This window comes from Pseudonocardia sp. GCM10023141 (assembly GCF_042653605.1).
The window spans coordinates 1-22814 of the sequence record NZ_JBHSIR010000085.1; the positions used below are offsets into that span (position 1 = coordinate 1).

Annotated in this window: 22 protein-coding genes; 12 read left to right on the top strand and 10 right to left on the bottom strand. The window is 72.6% G+C overall.

Annotated features, from left to right (window positions below; all coding sequences use genetic code 11):
• Nucleotides 1-292: 292 nt before the first annotated feature.
• Nucleotides 293-1045, bottom strand: a complete 753-nt coding sequence (locus ACFPFQ_RS45815; protein WP_379629589.1) for a siderophore-interacting protein — start codon at nt 1043-1045, stop codon at nt 293-295.
• 234 nt (nt 1046-1279) lie between these two features.
• Between ACFPFQ_RS45815 and ACFPFQ_RS45820 the strand changes: the two genes are divergently transcribed.
• Nucleotides 1280-2032, top strand: a complete 753-nt coding sequence (locus ACFPFQ_RS45820) for a YebC/PmpR family DNA-binding transcriptional regulator (RefSeq protein ID WP_379629590.1) — start codon at nt 1280-1282, stop codon at nt 2030-2032.
• 19 nt (nt 2033-2051) lie between these two features.
• Here ACFPFQ_RS45820 and grpE read toward each other — a convergent pair whose 3' ends face one another.
• The gene (grpE, locus tag ACFPFQ_RS45825) at nt 2052-2498 is read right to left on the bottom strand and encodes a nucleotide exchange factor GrpE (RefSeq protein ID WP_379629591.1); all 447 of its coding nucleotides are present in this window, start codon (nt 2496-2498) and stop codon (nt 2052-2054) included.
• A gap of 35 nt (nt 2499-2533) precedes the next feature.
• Here grpE and ACFPFQ_RS45830 point away from each other — a divergent pair, with 35 nt between their 5' ends.
• From ACFPFQ_RS45830 to ACFPFQ_RS45845, 4 genes are all read left to right on the top strand, one after another.
• Nucleotides 2534-4213 carry an Hsp70 family protein gene (locus tag ACFPFQ_RS45830; RefSeq protein WP_379629592.1) on the top strand — a complete coding sequence of 560 codons (1680 nt, stop codon included), beginning with the start codon at nt 2534-2536 and terminating at the stop codon, nt 4211-4213.
• Between the two features lie 6 nt (nt 4214-4219).
• Nucleotides 4220-6382, top strand: coding sequence for a hypothetical protein (locus tag ACFPFQ_RS45835; RefSeq protein ID WP_379629593.1), 2163 nt, complete (start codon nt 4220-4222; stop codon nt 6380-6382).
• 161 nt (nt 6383-6543) lie between these two features.
• Nucleotides 6544-7680: a DUF475 domain-containing protein gene (locus ACFPFQ_RS45840; protein WP_379629594.1), complete on the top strand. Its 1137-nt coding sequence runs from the start codon at nt 6544-6546 to the stop codon at nt 7678-7680.
• 60 nt (nt 7681-7740) lie between these two features.
• Entirely contained in the window at nt 7741-8325 is a 585-nt protein-coding gene (locus tag ACFPFQ_RS45845; protein ID WP_379629595.1) for a TerD family protein, read from the top strand.
• Between the two features lie 76 nt (nt 8326-8401).
• Here the strand turns inward: ACFPFQ_RS45845 and ACFPFQ_RS45850 are convergent, their stop codons facing one another.
• From ACFPFQ_RS45850 to ACFPFQ_RS45880, 7 genes are all read right to left on the bottom strand, one after another.
• Nucleotides 8402-8857 (bottom strand): tellurite resistance TerB family protein, encoded by a 456-nt coding sequence (locus ACFPFQ_RS45850; RefSeq protein WP_379629596.1) that lies wholly within the window; start codon nt 8855-8857, stop codon nt 8402-8404.
• Between the two features lie 28 nt (nt 8858-8885).
• The gene (locus tag ACFPFQ_RS45855; protein ID WP_379629597.1) at nt 8886-9731 is read right to left on the bottom strand and encodes an HAD family hydrolase; all 846 of its coding nucleotides are present in this window, start codon (nt 9729-9731) and stop codon (nt 8886-8888) included.
• Nucleotides 9728-10867 (bottom strand): cysteine protease StiP family protein, encoded by a 1140-nt coding sequence (locus ACFPFQ_RS45860; protein ID WP_379629598.1) that lies wholly within the window; start codon nt 10865-10867, stop codon nt 9728-9730. Before ACFPFQ_RS45860 ends, ACFPFQ_RS45855 begins: the two co-directional genes overlap by 4 nt.
• Nucleotides 10864-12204 carry a phosphoribosyltransferase family protein gene (locus ACFPFQ_RS45865; RefSeq protein WP_379629599.1) on the bottom strand — a complete coding sequence of 447 codons (1341 nt, stop codon included), beginning with the start codon at nt 12202-12204 and terminating at the stop codon, nt 10864-10866. The genes ACFPFQ_RS45860 and ACFPFQ_RS45865 overlap by 4 nt, the downstream gene beginning before the upstream one ends.
• Nucleotides 12201-13370, bottom strand: a complete 1170-nt coding sequence (locus ACFPFQ_RS45870; protein WP_379629600.1) for an HpcH/HpaI aldolase/citrate lyase family protein — start codon at nt 13368-13370, stop codon at nt 12201-12203. The genes ACFPFQ_RS45865 and ACFPFQ_RS45870 overlap by 4 nt, the downstream gene beginning before the upstream one ends.
• A 62-nt stretch (nt 13371-13432) precedes the next feature.
• On the bottom strand, nt 13433-14152 hold the full coding sequence (locus ACFPFQ_RS45875; protein ID WP_379629601.1) for a TerD family protein: 720 nt from the start codon (nt 14150-14152) through the stop codon (nt 13433-13435).
• 10 nt (nt 14153-14162) lie between these two features.
• Complete coding sequence (locus ACFPFQ_RS45880) at nt 14163-14738, bottom strand: TerD family protein (RefSeq protein WP_379629602.1); 576 nt, start codon at nt 14736-14738, stop codon at nt 14163-14165.
• Nucleotides 14739-15111: 373 nt separating this feature from the next.
• Between ACFPFQ_RS45880 and polA the strand changes: the two genes are divergently transcribed.
• The gene (gene polA, locus ACFPFQ_RS45885) at nt 15112-17916 is read left to right on the top strand and encodes a DNA polymerase I (protein ID WP_379629603.1); all 2805 of its coding nucleotides are present in this window, start codon (nt 15112-15114) and stop codon (nt 17914-17916) included.
• A gap of 108 nt (nt 17917-18024) precedes the next feature.
• On the opposite strand, the gene ACFPFQ_RS45890 is transcribed toward polA, so the two are convergent.
• On the bottom strand, nt 18025-19155 hold the full coding sequence (locus ACFPFQ_RS45890; RefSeq protein WP_379629604.1) for a threonine aldolase family protein: 1131 nt from the start codon (nt 19153-19155) through the stop codon (nt 18025-18027).
• Nucleotides 19156-19208: 53 nt separating this feature from the next.
• On the opposite strand from ACFPFQ_RS45890, the gene ACFPFQ_RS45895 reads away from it, so the two are divergent.
• The 6 genes from ACFPFQ_RS45895 (at nt 19209) to ruvB (ending at nt 22793) form a co-directional block, all read left to right on the top strand.
• Complete coding sequence (locus ACFPFQ_RS45895) at nt 19209-19655, top strand: helix-turn-helix domain-containing protein (RefSeq protein WP_379629605.1); 447 nt, start codon at nt 19209-19211, stop codon at nt 19653-19655.
• Nucleotides 19656-19665: 10 nt separating this feature from the next.
• On the top strand, nt 19666-20106 hold the full coding sequence (locus tag ACFPFQ_RS45900) for a VOC family protein (RefSeq protein ID WP_379629606.1): 441 nt from the start codon (nt 19666-19668) through the stop codon (nt 20104-20106).
• A complete protein-coding gene (locus ACFPFQ_RS45905; protein WP_379629607.1) occupies nt 20103-20480 on the top strand; it encodes a VOC family protein in 378 nt (125 codons plus the stop codon). Before ACFPFQ_RS45900 ends, ACFPFQ_RS45905 begins: the two co-directional genes overlap by 4 nt.
• A gap of 111 nt (nt 20481-20591) precedes the next feature.
• The gene (gene ruvC, locus ACFPFQ_RS45910) at nt 20592-21161 is read left to right on the top strand and encodes a crossover junction endodeoxyribonuclease RuvC (RefSeq protein WP_379629608.1); all 570 of its coding nucleotides are present in this window, start codon (nt 20592-20594) and stop codon (nt 21159-21161) included.
• A complete protein-coding gene (gene ruvA / locus ACFPFQ_RS45915; protein WP_379629609.1) occupies nt 21158-21751 on the top strand; it encodes a Holliday junction branch migration protein RuvA in 594 nt (197 codons plus the stop codon). Before ruvC ends, ruvA begins: the two co-directional genes overlap by 4 nt.
• A gap of 16 nt (nt 21752-21767) precedes the next feature.
• On the top strand, nt 21768-22793 hold the full coding sequence (ruvB, locus tag ACFPFQ_RS45920; RefSeq protein ID WP_379629610.1) for a Holliday junction branch migration DNA helicase RuvB: 1026 nt from the start codon (nt 21768-21770) through the stop codon (nt 22791-22793).
• The last annotated feature ends 21 nt before the right edge of the window (nt 22794-22814 follow it).

Here is a 22814-nt window from a genome sequence, read left to right on the forward strand (position 1 = left end):
CCGAGGCCGCCCGCCGGTTAGCAGAAGACCTCACGGACTGATCACCCAGGTTCGACAACACCCTCTGAGGCGCCCGGGGCGGGCCACCGCGCCAACCAGTTGGCCGCCGCGCCAACGTCCCGACATCGGCGCGGAGGCCAATTCGTTGGCGCCGAGGCCAACGCGTTGGCGCCGTCACCGGCGGGTCGCGCCGCCGGGGCACCGATCCCCACGTTGCAGGAAAGCCACTTTCCCGCAACGACGTTGCAGGAAAGTGGCTTTCCTGCAAGGCGTACTCCCGGAGGGCCTCGCCCTACTCCATCCCGCGCCTGCCCGGTGTCCAGAACGGCTTGGTGCGCACGTCGCGCCGGTTCCAGCCGCGGTCCCCGACGAGGTGGCGCCGCACCTCCTGGATCGTGCGGGCCTCACCCGCCAGGTACGCGACGCCCGGGGTGGCCGGCAGGTCGAGTGCTCGTACGGCGTCCACCAGTGGCTGGGACCGGACCGCCGACGCCGTGCCCCGCTCGATCCGGGTCAGTGGACGGGGGAGGGGCAGGTGGTCGGCCGCGGTGGCCGCCTCGACGACACCGTGGACGGTGGCGGCGGCCGGTAGCGAGCGCAGGATCGCGGCGAACGCGACCGACGCGGTCTCCTCGCCGGCGAACAGGTGACAGGCCGCGCCCGCGACGGCGGTGAAGTCGCCCTGCGGGCGCATGAACCACACCGCGTCCCCGACGGCGGCGGCGCGCGCCCACGCGGCCCCCGGCCCGTCCCCGCCCTCGTGCTGGGCCACGACGAGATCGAGTGACCCGGCGACCGGGTCGCCGTCGAAGATCGAGTAGGTGCGCACGGCCTCGTTCGGACGCAGCCGCCGGATGGCGGCACCGAAGTCGGTGACCTCGACGCGGATCTGCTGGCCGGGGATCCAGGAGAGGCCCTCCAGGCGCGGTCCGGCGAGTCGGATCCGCCGCATGTGCGGGGTGACCTGCTCGATCTCGGTGATCGTCGAACTGACGAAGAGCCGGCTGCGGACGAAGCCGGCAGGCGCGGTCGCGGGGGACGGCATGGACGCAGTCCACCACACCTCAACTGAGGGTACCCTCAGTTGCTCGGGCGAGCCGGTAGCGGATGAGCCCGCTGCTGTTGCCCACCACTGCCACGCTCGACGCGTTGTGCAGGATCGCGTCCACCACCACTCCGAATGGAGCAGTCCAGAACGACGGGTCCCCGGGGCGCCGGGGCGCATGAGTGCGGCGCCGGTAACATCGAGTGGATTTCAGTACGGGAAGGGATTAGGGCGATGAGCGGCCACTCCAAATGGGCTACCACCAAGCACAAGAAGGCCGTCATCGACGCCCGGCGCGGCAAGATGTTCGCCAAGCTGATCAAGAACATCGAGGTGGCCGCCCGCATGGGCGGCGGTGATCTGGACGGCAACCCGACGCTGTTCGACGCCGTCCAGAAGGCGAAGAAGAGCTCGGTCCCCAACGACAACATCGACCGCGCCGTCAAGCGCGGGTCCGGTCTCGACGCCGGCGGGGCCGACTACCAGACGATCATGTACGAGGGCTACGGCCCCAACGGTGTCGCGGTGCTGATCGAGTGCCTCACCGACAACCGCAACCGGGCCGCCACCGAGGTGCGCACGGCCATGACCCGCAACGGCGGCGCGATGGCCGACCCGGGCTCGGTGTCGTACCTGTTCAGCCGCAAGGGCGTGGTGATCGTCCCGAAGGCCGCGCTCACCGAGGACGACCTGTTGCTGGCCGTGCTCGACGCCGGCGCCGAGGAGGTCAACGACCTCGGCGAGAGCTTCGAGGTCGTCTCCGAGGCCACCGACCTGATCCCGGTGCGCACCGCGCTGCAGGAGGCCGGCATCGACTACGACTCGGCCGACCCCACCTTCCTGCCGTCGATGCAGATCGAGCTCGACGCCGAGGGCGCCAAGAAGGTGTTCCGGCTCATCGACGCGCTCGAGGACAGCGACGAGGTGCAGAACGTCTACGCCAACTTCGACGTCTCCGACGACGTCATGGCCGAGGTCGACGCGTAAGTCGTCAGGCGGGGCGTCGTCAGGTGGGGCGGTGGCGTCGCACCGCCACCCGCGCCGGGCGCAGTGACCGCCCGCCCACCAGCAGCCCCGGGATCAGCAGTTCCGCCACGGTGCGGTCCTGCTCGGGGTCGGCGGTGGCCACCACCTCCACGGCCTCCATGGTCGTGCCGCTGAACGGCTCCCCCGCCGCCGGTGCCACCACGGTGGCGCCCCGGCCGGCGAGCAGCCGGTCCAGCCCGGCCCCGATCGCCTCGAACGCCTGCCGCTCCCGGCGGGTTCTGGCGGTTCCGGCGCAGGTCAGCGTGTCGACGAGCAGCGCGTGCAGCTCCACGAGCAGCGGCCCGTCCGGGGTGTCGACGACCGCCTTGGGCTCGGCGAGCCTGCCGAGCGTGGCCGCCTGGCGCGTGAGCATCCGTGCGACGTCGTCGACCTTGTCCGCAATCTCCTGAAGCGTCGGATCCGGCACACGGCCACCCTATGGGTTCTGGATAGGCTCGTGCCGTGGCCGTCCATGGAATCGATCTCGGGACCACGAACTCCGCCATCGCCCGCACGGGGCCCGACGGGTTGCCCCAGGTGCTCACCGGCATGTCCGGCGCGCCGACGACACCCTCGGTCGTGCTGTTCGCGTCGCCGGGTGAACACGTGGTGGGGGAGGGCGCGCGCCGGGAGGCCCGCCTGGACCCGGAGCACGTGTGCGCGCTGGTCAAGCGCCGGATGGGCGATGCCGAGTGGCGGTTCGTCGCCCACGGCAAGGGCTGGTCGGCACCCGCGGTCTCGGCGCTGATCCTCAAGAGCCTGGCGGCCGACGCGGCCTTCGCCGACGGGGAGAAGCCGACGGCCGCGGTGATCACCGTGCCGGCCTACTTCGGCGACGAGGAGCGGCGCGCCACGGTGCTCGCGGGCAGCTACGCCGGCCTCGACGTCGTCGACGTGCTGTCCGAGCCGATCGCCGCCGCGCTCGCCTACGGGTTCGGGCGCCTCGACGGCAGCCTGGAGATGTCGAAGGCACCCACGGAGACCGTCCTCGTCTACGACCTCGGCGGCGGCACCTTCGACGCCACCGTCATCGAGCTGGCCGACCGGCGCATCTCCGTGCTCGCCGTGGAGGGCGACCATCAGCTCGGCGGCGCCGACTGGGACGAGCGCATCGCGCTGCACCTCTCCCGGGCGTTCTGCGCCGAGAACCCGAACGCCGAGGATCCCCTCGACGACTCGGGCGGCGCGCAGGCGCTCGTGCTCGCGGCCGAGCGCGCCAAGCACGAGCTGTCCGACGCGGAGCACACCGACGTCATCGTCGCCCACGACGGTGCCCGCTCCACCGTGCGGCTGACCCGCGCCGAGCTCACCGAGATGACCGCGCCGCTGCTGCGCCGCACGGTCGACCTGACCCGGGCCTGCCTGGCCGAGGCCGCCCGGCGCGGCGTCCACCGCGTCGACAAGGTGCTGCTGGTGGGCGGCTCGTCACGGATGCCGGCGGTGGCCGAGGCGCTGCGCCGCGAGCTGGAGCTCGACCCGCGCCTGCACGACCCCGACCTCGCGGTGGCGCGCGGCGCCGCGCTGTTCGGGGAGAAGAAGGAGCTCGAGCGCATGGTCGCCGCCGACCTGCGCACCCGCGGCAGGCTGCGCGACGGCACCCCGCTCGAGGACGCCGCATCGGCCGACCTCGACGCCTCCTGCCGCCGCGTCGCCGACGCCTACGGGGTGCCGCTGGTGCAGGTGCGCCGCGCTGTCGAGATCCAGGTCGACACGGTCGTCTCCCGCGGTTTCGGCGTGCTTGCCGTCGACTCCGGGGGCGGCCGGCTGGAGACGTCGTGGCTGGTGCACCGCAACGACCGGCTCCCGATCCGCACCAGCCGCTCCTACGGCACGATCCGCCCCGACCAGCAGGTCATCCAGCTGACGGTCGTGGAGCAGCAGGGGCAGGCGGAGTCGAGCCGCCCCGAGGACGCCAAGGTCCTGATCGTCGGCGAGATCACCGGCATCCCGCCGGGTTACGACGAGGGCAGCGAGGTGCGGGTCACCTTCGAGATGGGCTTCGACGGCGTCCTGCACGTCACCGCCTACCACGTCGACGCCGACCTGCCGCTCACCCTGACCGCCACCACCGGCGCCACGCTGTCGCAGGCCGAGGTGGCGCGCGAGCGCGACCAGCTCGGCCGGACGCGTCGCCGTGAGTAGGCCGGCGTGACCGGGCTGCCCCCGTTCGACCCCAACGACTACCGCAAGCGCGTCCTCGCCGCCGTGGAGAAGCGGGGTGGCCCGGAGGGTTCCGACGCGTTCGAGCTCTACGACCTGCCCCTCGACGCGGCGGCGGACGGACAGCTCGACGATGCCGACGTCGCGGCGCGCATCGACGAGGTGTGGGGCTTCTGGCAGCGCCAGCGCGATCACCCCAAGTACCGCGTGCTCGTGGCGTCCCTGGTGGAGGGCCACGTCGAGCGCAGCGCCGAGCTCCGCACGGCGGCGGCGCGGCAGCTGGCGGCGGCGCGCGTGCGGCTGCAGCGCGAGCAGCGCGACTCCGCCCGCTACGAGCTGCTCGACGCCGCGGTCTCGCGGCTCGTGCAGCGCTACGGCGCCATCCCGCGCGACAAGGTCGAGGGCCTCGACGAGATCGGCGCCCTCGCGGGGCTGGACAAGGCGGAGGTGGCCGCTCGGCTGCGCCGCCACAAGGTGATCGACCTGGCCCCCGACGCGGTGCCGGAGCCCGCGCCGCGCGAACCCGGCATCAGCGCGTCGCGGCGCCTGCAGATCCGCTCGCTGCTCGACGAGTTCGGCCGCCTCACCGACGTCCCGGCGCCGCCCACCCTGCTCGCGCTGCTCGGACTGGCCCCCGGGTCCTCACCCGAGCAGGTCCGGGCGGGGGCGTCCGCGTGGCGGTCCCGCGCGCGTGAGCTGCCGCCCGACCGGCTGCGTGCGGTGGTCGACGAGCTGCTCGTGCACGTCGAGGAGCTGCTCGAACCGGGCCGCGTGGCCATCGAGGTCTACCTCGACGCCGTCGCCGCCGACGTCACCGAGTTCCTGCGGCCCCGGGTGCGCGCCGCGGTGCTCGTGGAGGACCGGCTCGTCGCCGACGACCACGCCCACCTGCTCGCCGAGGCGCAGGACCGCGGGCTCGACGAGCGCCGCGCCGTGGCCGTGCTCGTCGCGCTCGCGGCCGAGCTGGGCACCACGATCGAGGACGCCCGCCCGCAGCGCACGTCCCCATCCCCACCGCCGCCGCTGTCGCCGCCGCGCACCCGGGAGTGGGAGGAGCCGCTCAAGGCCGCCAGGGCGGCGCTGCGGGCCGGTCGGCCGCGGGAGGCGCGGCGCCTGGTCGAGGAGGCCGGGAGGCTGGCCGCCGACCCGGGAGGCGCGGCGGCGCGGCCGATCCGGGCCGTCGCCGACGAGATCGACGCCGTGCTGGCCGACGCCGAGCTGCGCCGCCGGGCCGTCGAGGCGGCCCTGGCGGGCCGCCGGTACGCCGAGGCGCTGGAGCACCTGGAACACCTCGCCCGCACCGCCACCGACAGCGCTGGGCCCGACCTCGAAGCCCGACTCGCCGAGGCCCGCCGGGTCGTCGCCGACGCCGACCGCGCCGTCGCGGCGGCCGAGTCCGGCCCGGCCGCCGACCGGGTGCGGGTGCTGCTCGCCGTGCTCGCCGACTGCGCCGACCACGAGGGCGCGCGCACCGCGCTCGAGCGCATCCCGCTCGCCCCGCCGGCCTGGGTCAACGCCGTGCGCGACCCCCGCGGTGATGTCGTGATGGTGCTCTGGGCGCCCTCGGTGACGCCGGAGGTCAGCTACCGGGTGAGCCGGCAGCGCCCCGACGGCTCGTGGCAGGTGCTGGGTCGGGTCGCCGGCACCTCGATCGAGGACGGCGGCGCCCCACCCGGCGCCGAGGCGCCCGTCTACGCCGTGGCCGCGCTGCAGCCCGGCCGCACCTCGGCCGAGATGCGATCCGATGCGGCGCCTGCGCCCGCGCACCCGGTCACGCCCGCCGCCGCAACCCGGCCGGTGTACCGGAAAGCAGCGCGTAGCACCGCACAGCCGGCCACCGCCCGTGCGCCCGTGGCGGCGCCGCCGGCCACGGCCGGGTCCCAGTCGCCCACCACCCAGGCGCCCACCCAGGTCCGGGCCGAGCGGATCGCGGGCGGGTCGGTGCGGATCTCGTGGAGCGCCTCGGGCGGCCCGGACGTCGAGTACCGCGTGCGATGCCTCGAACCGGGCGGCCGGTTCCGGGTCATCGGCCGCACCCACTCCACGTCGATCGAGGACGGTGGCGCCCCGCCCGAGGTCATCCCGGTCTACGGGGTGAGCGCGGCGGTCGGCGGCGCCCGCTCCGTGGAGGTGCTGTCCGCCGGGATGTGACCGTTTCGTCGCCTCGCGACGCGCGCGGGACTTTCCGGGCAGACTGGTCGCAAACGGCGCGTACCGGGCGCCGTTCCGGCAGAGATCACCCGCGTACTACGGTGGCCCCGGAAAACCGCAGTGCGGTCGGGGAGCTCCACGGAACAACAGGAACAGGGGACATGAACCTTCGGATATTCGGCGCGTCCTATGCCGTCACCGCCGTGGCGCTGGTGGCAGCGTTTCTCTACGGCGGTGTCCAGGGGCTGATCCTCTGCGCGATCCTGGGCATCCTGGAGATCTCGCTGTCGTTCGACAACGCGGTGGTCAACGCCACCGTGCTCGAGCGGATGGACGCCTACTGGCAGCGCATCTTCCTGACCATCGGCGTCATCATCGCCGTGTTCGGCATGCGGCTGGTGTTCCCGCTGCTGATCGTGGGGGTCACGGCCAACCTGAACCCGGTCGAGGCGTTCACGCTCGCGCTGGAGCAGCGTCCGATGTCGGACCCCACGTCCTACGCCGCCCTGCTCGACCACGCGTACCCCGAGATCGCGGCCTTCGGCGGCATGTTCCTGTTCATGCTGTTCCTCGACTGGACGTTCGAGGAGCGCGACGTCAAGTGGCTGCGCTGGCTCGAGGTCCCGCTGGCCAAGATCGGCCAGCTCAGCCGGCTCTCGATCGTGCTCGCCATCGCGGTGCTCGTCATCCTCGCCAACACGATGGCCGCTCCCGACGAGCTGCCGAAGGTGCTGATCGCCGGCTCGCTGGGTCTGATCACCTACCTGCTGGTCAACGGCCTGGGCGACTTCTTCGACCAGTCGGCCGACCCCGACGAGGACGGCGACGGTGACATCCGCACCAGCAGCGGCCCGTCGCAGCTGGCCAAGGCCACCGGGCGCGCCGGGTTCTTCCTGTTCCTCTACCTCGAGGTGCTCGACGCCGCGTTCTCCTTCGACGGTGTCATCGGCGCGTTCGCCATCACCACCGACCCGATCCTCATCGCGCTGGGCCTGGGCCTGATCGGCGCCATGTTCGTGCGGTCGCTCACGGTGTTCCTGGTGCGCAAGGGCACGCTCGCCGACTACGTCTACCTCGAGCACGGCGCCCACTGGGCGATCGGCGCGCTGTCGATCATCCTGCTGCTGGGCATCGGCTTCCACGTCGACGAGATCGTCACCGGCCTCATCGGCGTCGCGTTCATCGGTGCGGCGTTCCTGTCGAGCATCGTGCGCAACCGGCGGCTCGCGGCCGAGGGCATCGACACCCACAAGACGGCCGACGAGCTGGCAGCCGAGAAGGCCGAACACCACTCGTAGAGCTGATCGGTCCGGCACGTCACCGCTCGAACCAGCGAACCGTCCCACGGCGAAAGGGAAATGCGCGTGTCCGTCAGCATGACGAAGGGTCAGAAGGTCTCGCTCGCGAAGCGGGGCGGAGGCACCCTCAGCCGCGTCCGCATGGGGCTCGGCTGGGACGCGGTCAAGAAGCGCGGGCTGTTCGGGTCGCGCTCGCAGTCGATCGACCTCGATGCGTCCGCGCTGCTGTTCGACGCGAGCAACAACCTCGTCGACGCGGTGTGGTTCCGGCAGCTCACGAGCAAGGACGGGTCGGTGCAGCACACCGGCGACAACCTCACCGGCGACGGTGACGGTGACGACGAGTCGATCATCGTGGACCTCGGGCGCCTCGCGCCCGTGGTCACGCAGATCGTGTTCACGGTCAACTCGTTCACCGGCCAGGACTTCTCGCAGATCGAGAACGCCTTCTGCCGGCTCGTGGACGACAGCAGCAACGAGGAGCTCGCCCGCTACGACCTCACCGGATCCGGGCGCCACAACGCCCAGATCATGGCGAAGGTCAGCCGCGGTGCGGCGGGGGACTGGACGATGACGGCGATCGGCGCGATCGCATCGGGCCGCACCTTCCAGGACCTGCTGCCGGCCACGGCGGGCCATCTCTGATACCGGTCCGAACGCGCGAACGGCGCCCCTGCTCGATCGACTCGAGCGGAGGCGCCGTTCGCGCGTCAGGCGCCTGTCAGAGGTCGAACTCGCTGGGCGCGATGCCCACGGCGTTGCAGGCCTCGCGCACGGCCTTCTTCTCGTCGTCGTCGAAGTTGCCGTCGGCGCCGCCGATGATGATGCCCACGGAGATCACCGCACGCGCGGCGTCCGGCTTGGACTTGAGCTTGCCGATGGTGGCGATGGCCTCGACCTTGCCGAAGTCGTAGTCGCTCTCCAGCTTCGACGAGTAGAAGTTGAAGTGCTCCAGCAGCTCGGAGGCAGAGAAGACCGACAGCACGTCGTTGCTGCTGATGAAACCGGCGGTCTTGCGACGCTCCTCGGCGTCGATGTGCCCGTCGGCCGCGGCGATGAGCGCGCACATCGCCATCGACGCCTTCGCGAAGTCCTTGTTCTTGAACTTGCCGACCTGGGTCTTGGTGTTGGCGCTCATGTCGCGGACGCGATCCTTGAGCTGGTCCCACAGGGCCATGGGGTGGTGTCCTTTCGTCGTACGTCGGTTACAGCGTGCCAGAAACAGACATTTCGGCTGCGGTCACCCGGTGGTGGAGCCACTGCACCAGCTCGGCCCCGGCGAGCACCCCGGTGCTGGCGGTGACGGCCAGGTGCTCGAGCGTGAAGCCGGCGTCGGCGAGCTCGCCGTGCGCCGGTCGGATGGCGACGTCGGCCGCGGCGAGCAGGTCGGCGTCGAGCAGTGAGTCCCCGGCAGCGTAGAGTGTGGCGCCCCCGGGCCGGTCAGTACCGCAGCGGGCCACCACCTCGCGGGCCGCAGCGGACTTCGTGAGCGGCTTCGGCACGGCGTAGACCTTGCGGCCCTGCACCGACACCGTCCAGCCGCGCGGATCGCAGAACGCCGTCAGCTCGTCGATCCAGGGCTGCGGCAGCGCCGCCCGGTCGACCACCGCGTAGGCGAACAGGTCACTCGCCGTGCGCAGCTTCAGCACGGCAGGCCCACTGTGCTGCTGCAGGTGCCCGGCGATCTCGGCCAACGGTGCGCACGCGGTGAGCCGGGAGCGCACCGTGGCGGCCCAGTCACCGTCCGGGATGCCGTCGACGAGCAGGTGCCCGCCGTTGGCGGCGATGGCGTAGCGCGCGGGCGGGCCGGGCAGGTGCACGCGGGCGAGCTGTTCGAGGGTGCGCGTGGTGGTGGGCACGACCGTGGCCACCTCCTGCAGCGCCCGCAGCGCACCGGCGCCCACCTCGGTGAGGAACGACAGGGGCACGCCCTGGTAGAGCTCCACGCACAGCAACCGGGGTGCGTCGGCGTCGGCCATGGTCAGCCCGAGTGCCGAGGGGGAGTAGATGACGGTGCGGTCGAGGTCGAGGCAGACGACCGGGCCCCTCATCGGGCCGCCGCCAGTCCGTCGGCACCGGTGGCACCGCGGGTGTAGTGGGGGTGGATGAGCCCGACGCAGCTGTAGGCGAGGCCGTCGACCTCCTCGACGGGTGCACCGCGCTGCCGGGCGAGCAGGCGCACGTGCGCCAGGTCCGCGGCCGGCGCACCCGCGCGCACCAGCACCTTCCACGGCACGCGGCGCAGCAGCACGCGGGTGGTCTCCCCGACGCCGGGCTTGACGAGGTTGGGGTCGCCGATGCCGTAGTCCTCGACGATCCGCGACACGGCGTCCCAGCCGGCGAAGTCGGGCTCCCGGTCGACCGGGGCCGCGGTGTCCAGGACCCCGGGGAACTCTGCGGTGACGGCGTCGAGGAAGCCCGCGGAGACGTCGGCGGCCGCGAGCTCGGCGTAGAACTTGGCGCCGTGGTACTGGCCGGGCCCGATCAGGGTCTCGTTCAGCACCGTGCGGGAGACGAGCCCGGACACCGTCGAGTTCAGGCAGGCCGACGCGATGAGCCAGTCCTCGCGCGTGCCGAACGTGCGCACGCAGCGGCCCGGGTCGGCGAGCACCGCCGGGTCGGGGTCGAACCGCTGCCCGGTGCGGACCGCGTGCACGTCCAGCGCGGCGGCCAGCTCGCGGGTGATGGCGCCCTTGCCCGTCCAGCCGTCGACGAACACGACGCGGCCCGGATCGTGGTGTTCGGCGAGGTGGCGCAGCGCGAGCGGATCGATGCCCCGCCCCCGCACGATCGACACGGCGTAGTGCGGCAGGTCCAACCCGTGCCGCGCCGCGGCCCAGCGGCGCAGCAGCACCCCGACGGGCGTGCCGGCGCGCGCCAGCGATACGAGCACGACGTCGTGGCCGCGCTCGGCCAGCACCAGCTCGGTGACGGTGCCCACGGCCTGCGCCAGCCGCGGGGCCGATGCGGCCAGCGCGGAGCGGTAGAGGTCGAGGTAGGCGGCGTCGGGCTGGTACTCGTGCGGCAGCGACTCGGCGTAGTGCGCTCCGCCGCTCTGCACGGCCTCCTCGCGCTCCTCGGTGGGCGCCTCCAGCGCGACGCCGGACAGGTCGGTGAGCAGCCAGCCGACCTCGTCGGGTGCGTAGCTGCCGAAGGCCGGGCCACGCAGTGGAGCCGGAGTGGTCATGAGGGTGTCACCACGATCGTCGTCCGTGCGGTGTGCGGTGCGAGTGCCGCGATCAGACCGCTGCGCAGGGCGGGAGTGTCGGCGGGCGGGTCGACCACGACGAGCACGTGATCCCACGCCCCGGCGACGTTGTAGGCGTAGCGGGGACCGGGACCGTCGGCGGGATCGTCGTGGGCGGGGAAGGTGACGCCGCTGGTCAGGGCGTAGCCGGGCACGGCGGCGACCACGGCCGGGGAGCGGGTGGTGGTGGAGAACCGGACGTCGTGGCCGGCGTCGGCGAGCGTCTGGGCCAGCCGCAGCGGCAGTGCCATGAGCTCCTCGGTGCCCAGCACCAGCGTCCGCTCCCCGGGGCGCATCCCGGCCGCGTCGGCGAGCGCGGCTGCCAGCGCGGGCAACGACGCGGCCAGCGCGGTGTGGTCGGCGAGCCGGAAACCGTGCCGGCCGCCCGTGGGGACACCGGTCGGCCAGTCCAGCTCGACCAGGGCCGGCTCCGTGGGTGTCGCCCCGGTCAGTGTCGGCCCGGCCTCGTGGGCATCGATCTCGGCGCGCAGCGCGGTGGCCCGCTCGGCGATGTCGGTGGGCAGCTCGACGGCCGCCCGGCACAGCGCGACCACGTCGATCCGGGCGCCCAGCGCGCGCACCCCGTCCACGAGCGTGGTGTCGGTTCCCCGGGCGTCGACCAGCGTCGCCACCACGTAGCGCTCCCGCGGAGCCGTGGCGTGCAGCGCCCTGATCGTGTTCAGCACGGTGCGCCCGGTGCTCAGCTCGTCGTCGACGAGCACGAGGGGTCGCCCGCCCCGCAGCAGCGCGGGGTCGGCGGGCAGCAGCAGGTGCTCGGTGGCGTGCGAGTGCTCCTCGCTGAAGCCGCCCGCGGACCGGTACCCGGCCACCGGACGTCGGGTGGAGTGGAGGTAGTCGGCGCCGCCCAGGCCCTCCGCGACGCAGTGGCCCAGCGCGGTGGCCGTCTCGGCGTAGCCGAGGACGAGAACATCGGGCGGGGGCACCTCCGGCGGGGCCGCACCGTCGTGCAACGCGCGGGCGGCTCCTGGCTCGCCCCGCACCGCCGCGTGCAGCAGCGCGACGGGCAGCTCGCGGGGTGCCCGGCCGGCCAGCACGTCGGCCACCAGCCCGCCCAGCAGCAGCCCGGAGCCGCGCACGAGCAGCGGATCGGTGGGGATGTGCTTGCCCAGCACCCGCGACACCAGCAGCTGCGCGCGGCGCGGGTTGCGGCGCAGGGCGAGGCCCAGCAGCTCCCGGGCATCGGCCCCGCCGGGAAGGGGGTGCAGCTGCACCCCCAACCGCTCGACGAGCGAGCCGGCGGCCGTGACGGCGGTCATCGGGGCAGGCTCGCGGCCAGCAGGTCGACGAACGAGACGCCGTCGGCGGCCACCCCGAACACCCGCGAGCGCCGCAGCGTGGCGGTGGCCCACGCGCTGTGCGGGCGGATCTCGTTCATCTTGTTGCCGTGCACCGAGGCCAGCACGCCGCTGCCCCGCCCGGCCGACAGCACGTCGGACGCGTCGCGGTACTCCTCGAGCGATACCACCGACAGCGCGTTGACGACGGCGACGTGGCTGGGGTGGATGGTGGTCTTGCCGGTGAGGCCGTTGGCCTTGTCGAGCTGGATCTCCCGGATGAGGCCGTCGATGGCGCGCAGCACCAGCCGGCCGCGCAGCTCCGGCTCGTTGTGCTCGTCGAACGGCGAGCGCCGCAGCTGCGGCTTGAACATGCGCTCGGGGGCGGCGAAGTACTCCCAGACCGGCCCGGTGATGGTGAACCCGGTGCCGTCGGCGCGGCCCAGCGCGTTGACGATGTCGCCGATGAGGTCGGCGACCACCTTGATGTCGTAGATCGACAGCTCTGGCGAGCGGCGCAGCCCGTAGAGCGCGCACAGGTCGGTGGCGCCCAGGCGCAGCGCGAGGATGCGGTGCCGCTCGGCGTCGAACAGGATGCGCAGCCGGGAGAGCTCGGCAGCACGCGTCTCGGCGTAGAGCACCGCGCCGGACTCCAGCACGGGCATGGCCAGCAGCGTCGTGCCCGCCGAGCGGTCGGCGAAGTCGAGCGCGCGCAGGTACTCCGGACCGCTCGCGCTGGAGAACTTCGGCAGCACGAACCCGTCGATGACGCGGACCGCCGCGCCCAGCCTGGTGACCAGCGCCGGGATCTGCGCAGGCTCGCGGACCCGGATGAACAGCAACGGGAGCGCGTCGGCCGGGAACTCGCCCGCGTGCAGCATCTGCACGGCGTCGACGAGGTTGCACTCGGCCTCGGCGACGCTCTCGTCGGCGATGGAGTCCTCGAGGCACACCACCACCGACGTGGCGCCTGCCGCGGCCTGCTTGGTGATGTCGGCGGCCAGCGACGGCCGGTCGGCCGGCATGTAGAGCGTGGCGCCGAGCGCCACCGAGAGCAGCTCGATCCCGCTGTTGCGGGGGATCTGCTCCGGTGGCAGCTCGAACAGCGCCGCACTTTCGGGCGCGGTGAAGTAGTCGAAATGCCGCACGGTGAGTTCCTCTCGTCGTACGCCACTTCGCTGTGGCCGCCAGCGGGACGAACTCCCGCGGGTCACTTACGGCCTGGTGTCCAATCCATCCCCCAGCCGTACGCACGGTCGACATCGGACTGCCCGCCACGGATGTAGCGGACCTCCCGGTTCACGACCAGCTCGCCCCGCTGGTTCTCCAGCATGGCGATGACGCACGTCGGGGAGCCGGAGTCGTGCTCGTCGAGGCGGACCTCGATCTCCGGACCCACCGCCGGGAACAGCGTGACGACGCCGTCAGCGGCTGCCCAGTTCGGCACACCCTCGTAGATGAAGGCGAACACCAGGATTCGCCTGATCTCGTTGATGCGCGACAGGTCGATGAACATGTTCTCGCCGCCGACGTTGGAGCCGGAGCGATCGTCCCCGTCGAGCCGGATGATCGGCGCGCCGCGGTACGGGGCCTGGAACGCGTTGCCCAGCGCCTGCACCACGCCCTTGCTGCCGTCGGTGAACTCCCACAGGCAGGCGAGGTCGAGGTCGACGCCGCCGGAGTTGCGCCGCTTGCCGAACAGCCCCGTCTTCGCGGGCTGTGCGCCGGTGCTCCACTGCAGGTTCACCCGCAGCTGACCGCCTGCGCCACCGCGCTTGGTGAGCGAGACGCTCGGCGCGGCCTTCGTCAGCGTCACCTTGGACAGCGATACTCCGCCGCCTGCCGCCGGAGGTGGCGGAGTCGGTGCCGCTGCCGGTGCCGCCTCGGGCGGCGCGCTCTTCTGGGGCCGCTTGCTGTAGTCGATGGCCACGAGACCGACCTCAGACGTTGACGCCGAAGTCGCGCGCGATGCCCGTGAGGCCCGACGCGTAACCCTGGCCGACGGCGCGGAACTTCCACTCGGCGCCGTTGCGGTAGAGCTCCCCGAAGACCATGGCGGTCTCGGTGGAGGCGTCCTCGGTGAGGTCGTAGCGCGCGATCTCGGCCCCACCCGCGGCGTTGACGACCCGGATGAAGGCGTTGCGCACCTGGCCGAAGCTCTGCGAGCGCGACTCGGCGTCGTAGATGCTGACCGGGAAGACGATCTTGTCGACGTCGGCGGCCAGCCCGGCCAGGTTGACCTTGACCTGCTCGTCGTCGCCCTCGCCCTCACCGGTGAGGTTGTCGCCGGTGTGCTCGACGGTGGCGTCGGGCGTGGTGAGGTTGTTGAAGAAGACGAAGTGCTTGTCGGAGAGGACCTTGCCGTCGGCGCCCAGCACGATCGCCGAGGCGTCGAGGTCGAAGTCGGTGCCGGTGGTGGTGCGGACGTCCCAGCCGAGACCGACGACGACGTTCGTCAGGCCGGGGGCCTCCTTGGTGAGGCTGACGTTTCCACCCTTGGTGAGGCTGACGCTCACGGACTGCTCCGAATCTGTTGGTGGTGCGCGGTTGCGACCCGTTCCCGGGCCGAGCGCGGCCGAGCATAACGGGACGTACCGGACTCTTGTCGCGGCTTGTCCCCCCAGGAACGGGTGAGACCGGCATAGCGTTCCCGGACGGGCGGGGGAGTTTTCCGGACCACGTGCCCGGCGGTGCGCCGCAGGTAGCGGGCCTGCCGCGGTCCGGCGGCCGGGTCGGCAACGATCTCGCGCACATCGTGAGGGGTCCACGCACACCGTCCACGGTGTGCGTCAGCCCCCGACGGTGTGCGTGAACAGCCCCGGGCCGGGGTGCGTGCTGGTGTAACCGCGCTCACGGAACTGTCGGGGGTCGGTCCTAGACTCGCCCCCGATGAGCACCACAACGTCTTCCGCCGCCCCGTCCGCCGCCACCCCGTCGGGAGGCTCGTCCACGGGCAAGCGGCTGATGCTGCTCGACGGGCACTCGCTGGCCTACCGCGCCTTCTTCGCGCTGCCTGCGGAGAACTTCCGCACGGGCACGGGGCAGACCACCAACGCGGTCTACGGGTTCACGTCGATGCTGATCAACCTGTTGCGCGACGAGCAGCCCACCCACCTCGCGGTGTGCTTCGACGTCTCGCGCAAGACGTTCCGGTCGGAGCGGTTCACCGAGTACAAGGCCAACCGCAGCGCCACGCCGGATGATTTCCGCGGCCAGGTCGACCTCATCAAGGAGGTGCTGCGCGCGCTGGCCATCCCCGAGTTCGGGGTGGCGGGCTTCGAAGCAGACGATCTGATCGCCACGCTGGCCACGCAGGCGGAGGCCGACGGCTACCAGGTGTTCATCACCACGGGCGATCGCGATGCGTTCCAGCTGGTCAGCGACAGCGTCACGGTGCTCTACCCCAAGCGCGGGGTGTCGGATCTGGCCCGCATCGACCCCGCCGAGGTGATGACGCGCTACGGGCTCACCCCGGCGCAGTACCCCGATTTCGCGGCGCTGCGCGGCGACCCCAGCGACAACCTGCCCAACATCCCGGGCGTCGGGGAGAAGACCGCCGCGAAGTGGGTGCGCGAGTTCGGCTCGCTGGGTGATCTCATCGACCGCGTCGACGAGGTCAAGGGCAAGGCGGGCGATGCGCTGCGGGCCCACCTCGCCGGCGTGATGCTCAACCGGCAGCTCACCGAGCTCGTCCGCGACGTGCCGCTCGACGCCGGGCCCGCCGAGCTCGAGGTGCGGCCGTGGGATCGCGACGCGGTCCACCGCCTGTTCGACGAGCTCGAGTTCCGGGTGCTGCGCGAGCGGCTGTTCGCCACGCTGCAGAGCGCGGAGCCCGAGGCCGAGGGCGGCATCGAGGTGCAGGGCGGTGCGCTGGAGCCGGGCACGATCGGTACCTGGCTCGATGAGCACACCCGCGACGGGCGCCGGGTCGGGCTGTCGTTCTACGGCATCACCGGCGGCGCCACCTCGGGTGATCTCGCCGGCATCGGCCTGGCCGCGGGCGAGCCCACCGTCGAGGCCAGGGCGGCGGGCGCCACGGCCGGGGTGCCGCAGGCCGCCTACCTCGACGTCACCACGCTCACCCCCGAGGACGAGGCGGCACTGGGCGCGTGGCTGGCCGATCCGGCCGTGCCCAAGGCCGCCCACGACGCCAAGTCGGCGCTGCACGCGCTGCGCGGACGCGGTTGGACGCTCGGGGGGCTCACGAGCGACACCGCGCTCGCCGCGTACCTGTCGCGGCCCGGGCAGCGCACGTTCGACCTGGCGGATCTCACGCTGCGCCACCTGCGCCGCGAGCTGCGCGTGGATGGTGAGGTCGAGACGGGCCAGCTCTCCCTCCTGGAGGGCGACGACGGCCTCTCCGGCGAGGAGGAGGCCGACGCCAAGCGCGCCGGCGCGCAGATGGTCGCCGCATCGGCGGTGTCGGAGCTGGCCGATGCGCTCGACGCCGAGCTCGCGGAGCGGGGTGGCAGCGAGCTGCTCGCCGAGCTCGAGCTGCCGCTGGAGTTCGTGCTGGCCGAGCTGGAGCAGTCCGGCATCGCCGTCGACATCGATGCGCTCTCCGCGCTCGAGTCGGAGTTCGGGGCGCAGGTCAAGGACGCCGCGCAGTCCGCGTACGGGGTGATCGGCAAGGAGATCAACCTCGGCTCGCCCAAGCAGCTGCAGGTGGTGCTGTTCGACGAGCTGAACATGCCCAAGACCAAGCGCACCAAGACGGGCTACACCACCGACGCCGACGCCCTGCAGACGCTGTTCGAGCAGACCGGCCACGAGTTCCTGTCGCACCTGCTCGTCCACCGCGACGCCACGCGGCTCAAGGTCACGGTGGAGGGCCTGCTCAAGTCGGTCGCCGACGACGGCCGCATCCACACCACGTACAGCCAGACGATCGCGGCCACCGGGCGGCTGTCGTCCACGGAGCCCAACCTGCAGAACGTGCCGATCCGCACGGCGGCAGGCCGGCGCATCCGCGAGAACTTCATCGTCGGCCCCGAGTACTCCGAGCTCATGACGGCCGACTACAGCCAGATCGAGATGCGGATCATGGCGCACCTGTCGGAGGACACCGCGCTGATCGAGGCGTTCCGCTCGCAGCACGATTTCCACGCCGAGACGGCTGCCCGTGTCTTCAAGGTCGAGGCCACCGACGTCAGCGGCGCCCAGCGCGCCAAGATCAAGGCGATGAACTACGGCCTGGCCTACGGGCTGTCGGCGTTCGGGCTGTCCAACCAGCTGCGCATCACCACCGAAGAGGCGCGCGCGCTGATGGACGACTACTTCGAGGGCTTCGGCGGGGTGCGCGACTACCTGCGCAGCGTCGTCGACGTCGCCCGCAAGGAGGGCTTCACCGCCACCATCATGGGTCGCCGCCGCTACCTGCCCGATCTCACCAGCGACAACCGGCAGCGGCGGGAGATGGCCGAGCGGATGGCACTCAACGCGCCCATCCAGGGCAGCGCCGCCGACATCATCAAGGTCGCGATGCTCGGCGTGCACCGCGCGTTGAAGGCCGAGAACCTGCGCAGCCGCATGCTCCTGCAGGTGCACGACGAGCTCGTGCTCGAGGTCGCCGCCGACGAGCGCGAGGTCGTCGAGACGCTGGTGCGCCGCGAGATGGCGGCGGCAGCCGAGCTGTCGGTCCCGCTCGAGGTGTCGGTGGGCTACGGGCGCAGCTGGGACGACGCGGCCCACTGATCCACCGCGCCAACCTGATGGCCACCGCGCCGACGTCCCGACGTCGGCGCCGTGGCCAAGCGGTTGGCGCCGTGGTGCCGGGGTGCCCAGCGCCACCCCGGCACAGGGTCAGGGCAGCCGCGCCACGAAGTCGCGAACCGCCGCCCGCACGTCCTCGGCCGACCAGTCCAGCCCCTCGGCGCCCACCGTCACCTCGGTCACGGCGATGCCGGGCGGCGCCATCGCGCCCGAGCTCCACCAGCCGCGGAAGAGCACGACGCCGGTCTCCTCCGCCTGCGCCACGCCGGCGTCGCGCAGCACCGTCGACGCGTGGGGCAGCCAGACCTTGAACTGGTGGGTGTGCGCCGTCTCCGGGGCGATGCGGAACCACGGCACCAGCTCCGTGAGCTCCTCGCGCAGCACGTCCACGACCATCCGCGCCTGGGCGACGTAGGACGGCAGCCGGGGCAGCTCGCGGTCCAGGCCCAGCAGTGCCGAGACCACGGCGGGGTACTGCTGGTAGGGCCGGCCGCCGTAGCGATGCCGCCACACCTTGGCCTCGTCCACCAGTGACTGGGGGCCCGCGAGCACGGCGCCGGAGATCGCGCCCAGCGACTTGTAGAGCGAGACGTACACGCTGTCGGCGAGCCCGGCGATCTCCGCGAGCCCGCGACCGAAGTGCGCGGTGCACTCCCACAGCCGCGCGCCGTCGAAGTGGATCGTCGCCTTGCGCTCCCGGGCGGCCTCGACGGTGGCGACGAGCTCGTCCCACGTGGGCAGGATGAAGCCGGCCTCCCGCAGCGGCAGCTCCAGCATGAGCGTGCCGAAGGGCTCACCGATGCCCTGCACCTCGGCGGGTGTCGGGAGCCGCGCGGCATCGGTGGTGTGGACGGTGCGCAACCCGCAGACCGTCGTGAGCGACTCGGCCTCGTGCAGTTCCGGGTGGGCCAGCGGGTGCAGTGCCACCACGGGGTTGCCGGTGCGGCCGGCCCAGGCGCGCAGTGCGACCTGCTGGGCCATCGTGCCGGTGGGGAAGTAGGCGGCGGCCGGGAAGCCGAGCAGCGTGGCCACCCGCTCCTCCAGCACCTCGACGATGCCGTCGCCGTACTCGTCGGTCGCGGCGTCGGTGTCGTGCACCGCCGCCACGCCGGCGGACAGCTGGGAGAGCGCCGCGCCGAGCGGGGCCTCCGTCGGGTCGCGCCGGAGTGTCTTCTTCGCGGCCCGATATGCAGCCAGACGTCGCTGTCGGTCGTCGCTCATCGGCCGATCATCACATGCACCGCAATCGGGTTCCGTCCGCGAGAATGACGGCCATGACCGGACCGGCGGTACCTGCCGTGTTCCACCTGCGCCGCGCGCGCGATCTGATCGACCGCCATTTCGCCGAGCCACTCGACCTGGACGCGATGGCGGCCGCCGCCGGGTTCTCCCGGTTCCACTTCGCGCGCGGCTTCCGGGCCGCGTTCGGTGAGACACCCGGGCAGTACCTCACCCGACGGCGCATCGAGCGAGCCCAGGACCTCCTGCGCTCGGCGAACCTCACCGTCACCGAGGTCTGCCACGCCGTCGGGTTCTCCAGCCTCGGCTCCTTCAGCGCCACGTTCTCGGAGCTGGTGGGGGCCTCGCCGACGGAGTACCGCCGCACGCACGCCGAGCGGGGCGCGCTCCCCGTGCCCGGCTGCTTCGCGAAGGCATGGGGGCGGCCACGGCCCACCGATCCCGCAATCGGGGAGAAGCAGCCGCAGCGGCCACCGTCCTAGCCTGCACCGCATGATCACGCGCATGTCACACGCCTGCATCTACGTGCTGGACCAGGAGCGGGCCAAGGAGTTCTACGTCGGGAAGCTGGGCTTCACCCTGCACACCGACGTCACCATGGGCGCGGAGTTCGAGGGGGCCGGGCAGGGGTTCCGCTGGCTCACCGTGAGCCCGCCGGAGCAGCCCGACGTCGAGATCATCCTCGCCGACTGCGGCATGGGCCACGATGCGGGGACGGCCGAGCAGCTGCGCGCGCTGGTGGCCAAGGGCGTGCTCGGCCCGGGGGTGCTCGCCACCGACGACTGCCGCCGGACCTACGAGGAGCTGTCCGAACGCGGCGTGGTCTTCACGCAGGAACCCGTCGAGCGGCCCTACGGGGTGGAGGCGCTGCTGCGCGACGACTCGGGCAACTGGTTCAGCCTGTCGCAGACCCTGCCGGGAGCGGTGCAGTGACCACCCCCGGGATCGGTCGCATCGCGACGGCCATCCTCGCTGTCGCCGACCAGGACGTCATGCGGGCGTTCTTCGTGGAGAAGCTGGGCTTCACGGCGCACACCGACGCCGAGATGTGGCCCGGCGCGCGGTGGGTGGAGGTGGCGCCGCCCGAGGGCGGATCGACGCTGGTGCTCGATGCCGCGAAGGACTTCGGTCGAGAGCCCGACCCGCAGTACCCGATGACGTTCGCCTGCGCGGACCTGGCCGCCACCGTCGTGCAGTTGCGGGCGGTGGGCGCCACGGTGAGCGATCCCGTCCACGAGGGCTGGGGCGACTACATCAGGGTCACCGATCCCGAGGGTCGGGAGCTCGTCGTCTCCGATCGGACCTGACCCGGCGCGCCCCTGCCGCCCCCGCGACGGCACGCCGGTAGCCTTCCCCCTCGAACGGCTGTTCGCGCGAGGAGCTGTTCGCGCGAGAACGCGGTCGCGGAGGGTGGATCAGTGCGGGTGTTCGGGGTCGATCCGGGTTTGACCCGGTGCGGGTTCGGTGTGGTCGACGGGGCCGGCGGCCGCGCGGTCGACTGTGTCGCCGTCGACGTCGTGCGCACTCCGTCCGACGCTCCGATCGAGCAGCGGCTGCTCGCGCTCGGCGGCGCCGTCGAGCGGTGGATCGAGCAGTACCGCCCCGACGTCGTCGCGATCGAGCGCGTGTTCAGCCAGCACAACGTCCGCACGGTCATGGGCACCGCGCAGGCCAGCGGCGTCGTGGCGCTGCTGGCGGCGCGCGCCGGGCTCCCCGTCGCCTTCCACACCCCCAGCGAGGTGAAGGCGGCCGTCACGGGGGAGGGCCGGGCGGGCAAGGAGCAGGTCACCGCCATGGTCACGCGCGTGCTGCGGCTGGCGGAGGCTCCCCGTCCCGCCGACGCCGCCGACGCGCTGGCGCTGGCGATCTGCCACTGCTGGCGCGCCCCGATGATCGACCGGATGGCCCAGGCGAAGATCAGGTCCGACGAGCTGGCGCGGGTGCACCGGGCCCGGCTCGCGGCCGCCCTGAAGGAGACACGATCGTGATCAGTTCGGTACGCGGCGAGGTGCTGGAGATCGGCCTCGACCACGCGGTCGTCGAGGTCGGGGGCGTCGGGCTCGCCGTGCAGGCGGCCCCGGCGACGCTGGCCCGGCTGCGCCGCGGCGAGCAGGCGAGGCTCGCCACCACCCTCGTGGTGCGCGAGGACTCGCTGACCCTGTTCGGTTTCACCGACGCCGACGAGCGCGAGCTGTTCCTGCTGCTGCAGACCGTCAGCGGGATCGGCCCGCGGATCGCGCTGGCCACGATCGCGGTGCTCGACCCGGACACGCTGCGCCGCGCGCTCGTCGACGGCGACCTGACCGCGCTCACCCGCGTGCCGGGCATCGGGCGCAAGGGTGCGGAGCGGCTGGTGCTGGAGCTGCGCGACAAGGTCGACGCCCCCGCGCCGTCCGCGCTGACGTTCGCGCACGTCGCGAGCCCGCAGCGCGACCAGGTGGTGGAGGCGCTCGTCGGGCTCGGGTTCACGGCCAAGCCTGCGGAGCTGGCCGTCGACAAGGCGCTCGCCGACACCCCCGACGCCGACGCGGCCGTCCTGCTGCGCGCCGCGCTGAGCAGCCTGGGACGCTCCCGGTGACCCGTGGGGGTGAGCGGTGAGTGAGCTGACGGGGGAGGCCGAACCCGAGGACCTGCTCGTCGACGCCACGCTGCGCCCGCGCAACCTCACCGAGTTCATCGGGCAGCCCCGGGTGCGCGAACAGCTCGAGCTGGTGCTCGAGGGCGCGCGGCGCCGCGGCGACCCGCCCGACCACATCCTGCTCTCGGGGCCACCGGGCCTGGGCAAGACGAGCCTCGCGATGATCGTGGCGGCCGAGCTGGGGGCCTCGATCCGCCTCACCAGCGGCCCGGCGCTCGAGCGGGCGGGCGACCTCGCCTCGATGCTGTCGAACCTCGTGCCGGGCGACGTGCTGTTCATCGACGAGATCCACCGCATCGCCCGTCCCGCCGAGGAGATGCTCTACCTGGCGATGGAGGACTTCCGGGTCGACGTCGTCGTCGGCAAGGGCCCCGGCGCCACGTCCATCCCGCTCGACATCGCGCCGTTCACGCTCGTCGGTGCCACCACCCGATCCGGTGCGCTGACCGGGCCGCTGCGTGACCGCTTCGGCTTCACGGCGCACATGGAGTTCTACGAGCCTGCCGAGCTGGAGCTCGTGCTCCGCCGCGCCGCGCCGATACTCGGGGTCGAGCTGCAACCCGACGGTGCCGAGGAGATCGCCGGTCGCTCCCGCGGCACGCCCCGCATCGCCAACCGGCTGCTGCGCCGCGTCCGCGACTTCGCGCAGGTCCGGGCCGACGGTCAGGTCACCCGCCAGATCGCCCGCGACGCGCTGGCCGTCTACGACGTGGACGCACTGGGCCTCGACCGGCTCGACCGCGCCGTGCTCAGCGCGCTCGTGCGGTCGTTCGGCGGCGGACCGGTCGGTGTGTCGACACTGGCCGTCGCTGTCGGTGAGGAGCCGGGTACCGTCGAGGAGGTCTGTGAGCCGTATCTCGTACGTGCCGGAATGCTGGCGCGCACTCCGCGGGGCCGGGTGGCCACCGCGGCTGCGTGGGCCCATCTCGGGATCACTCCGCCGCCGGAGGCGCTCCAGGGTGGCCCTCCCGCAATGTTCTGAGGTCGGGCTGGCAGACTCGTC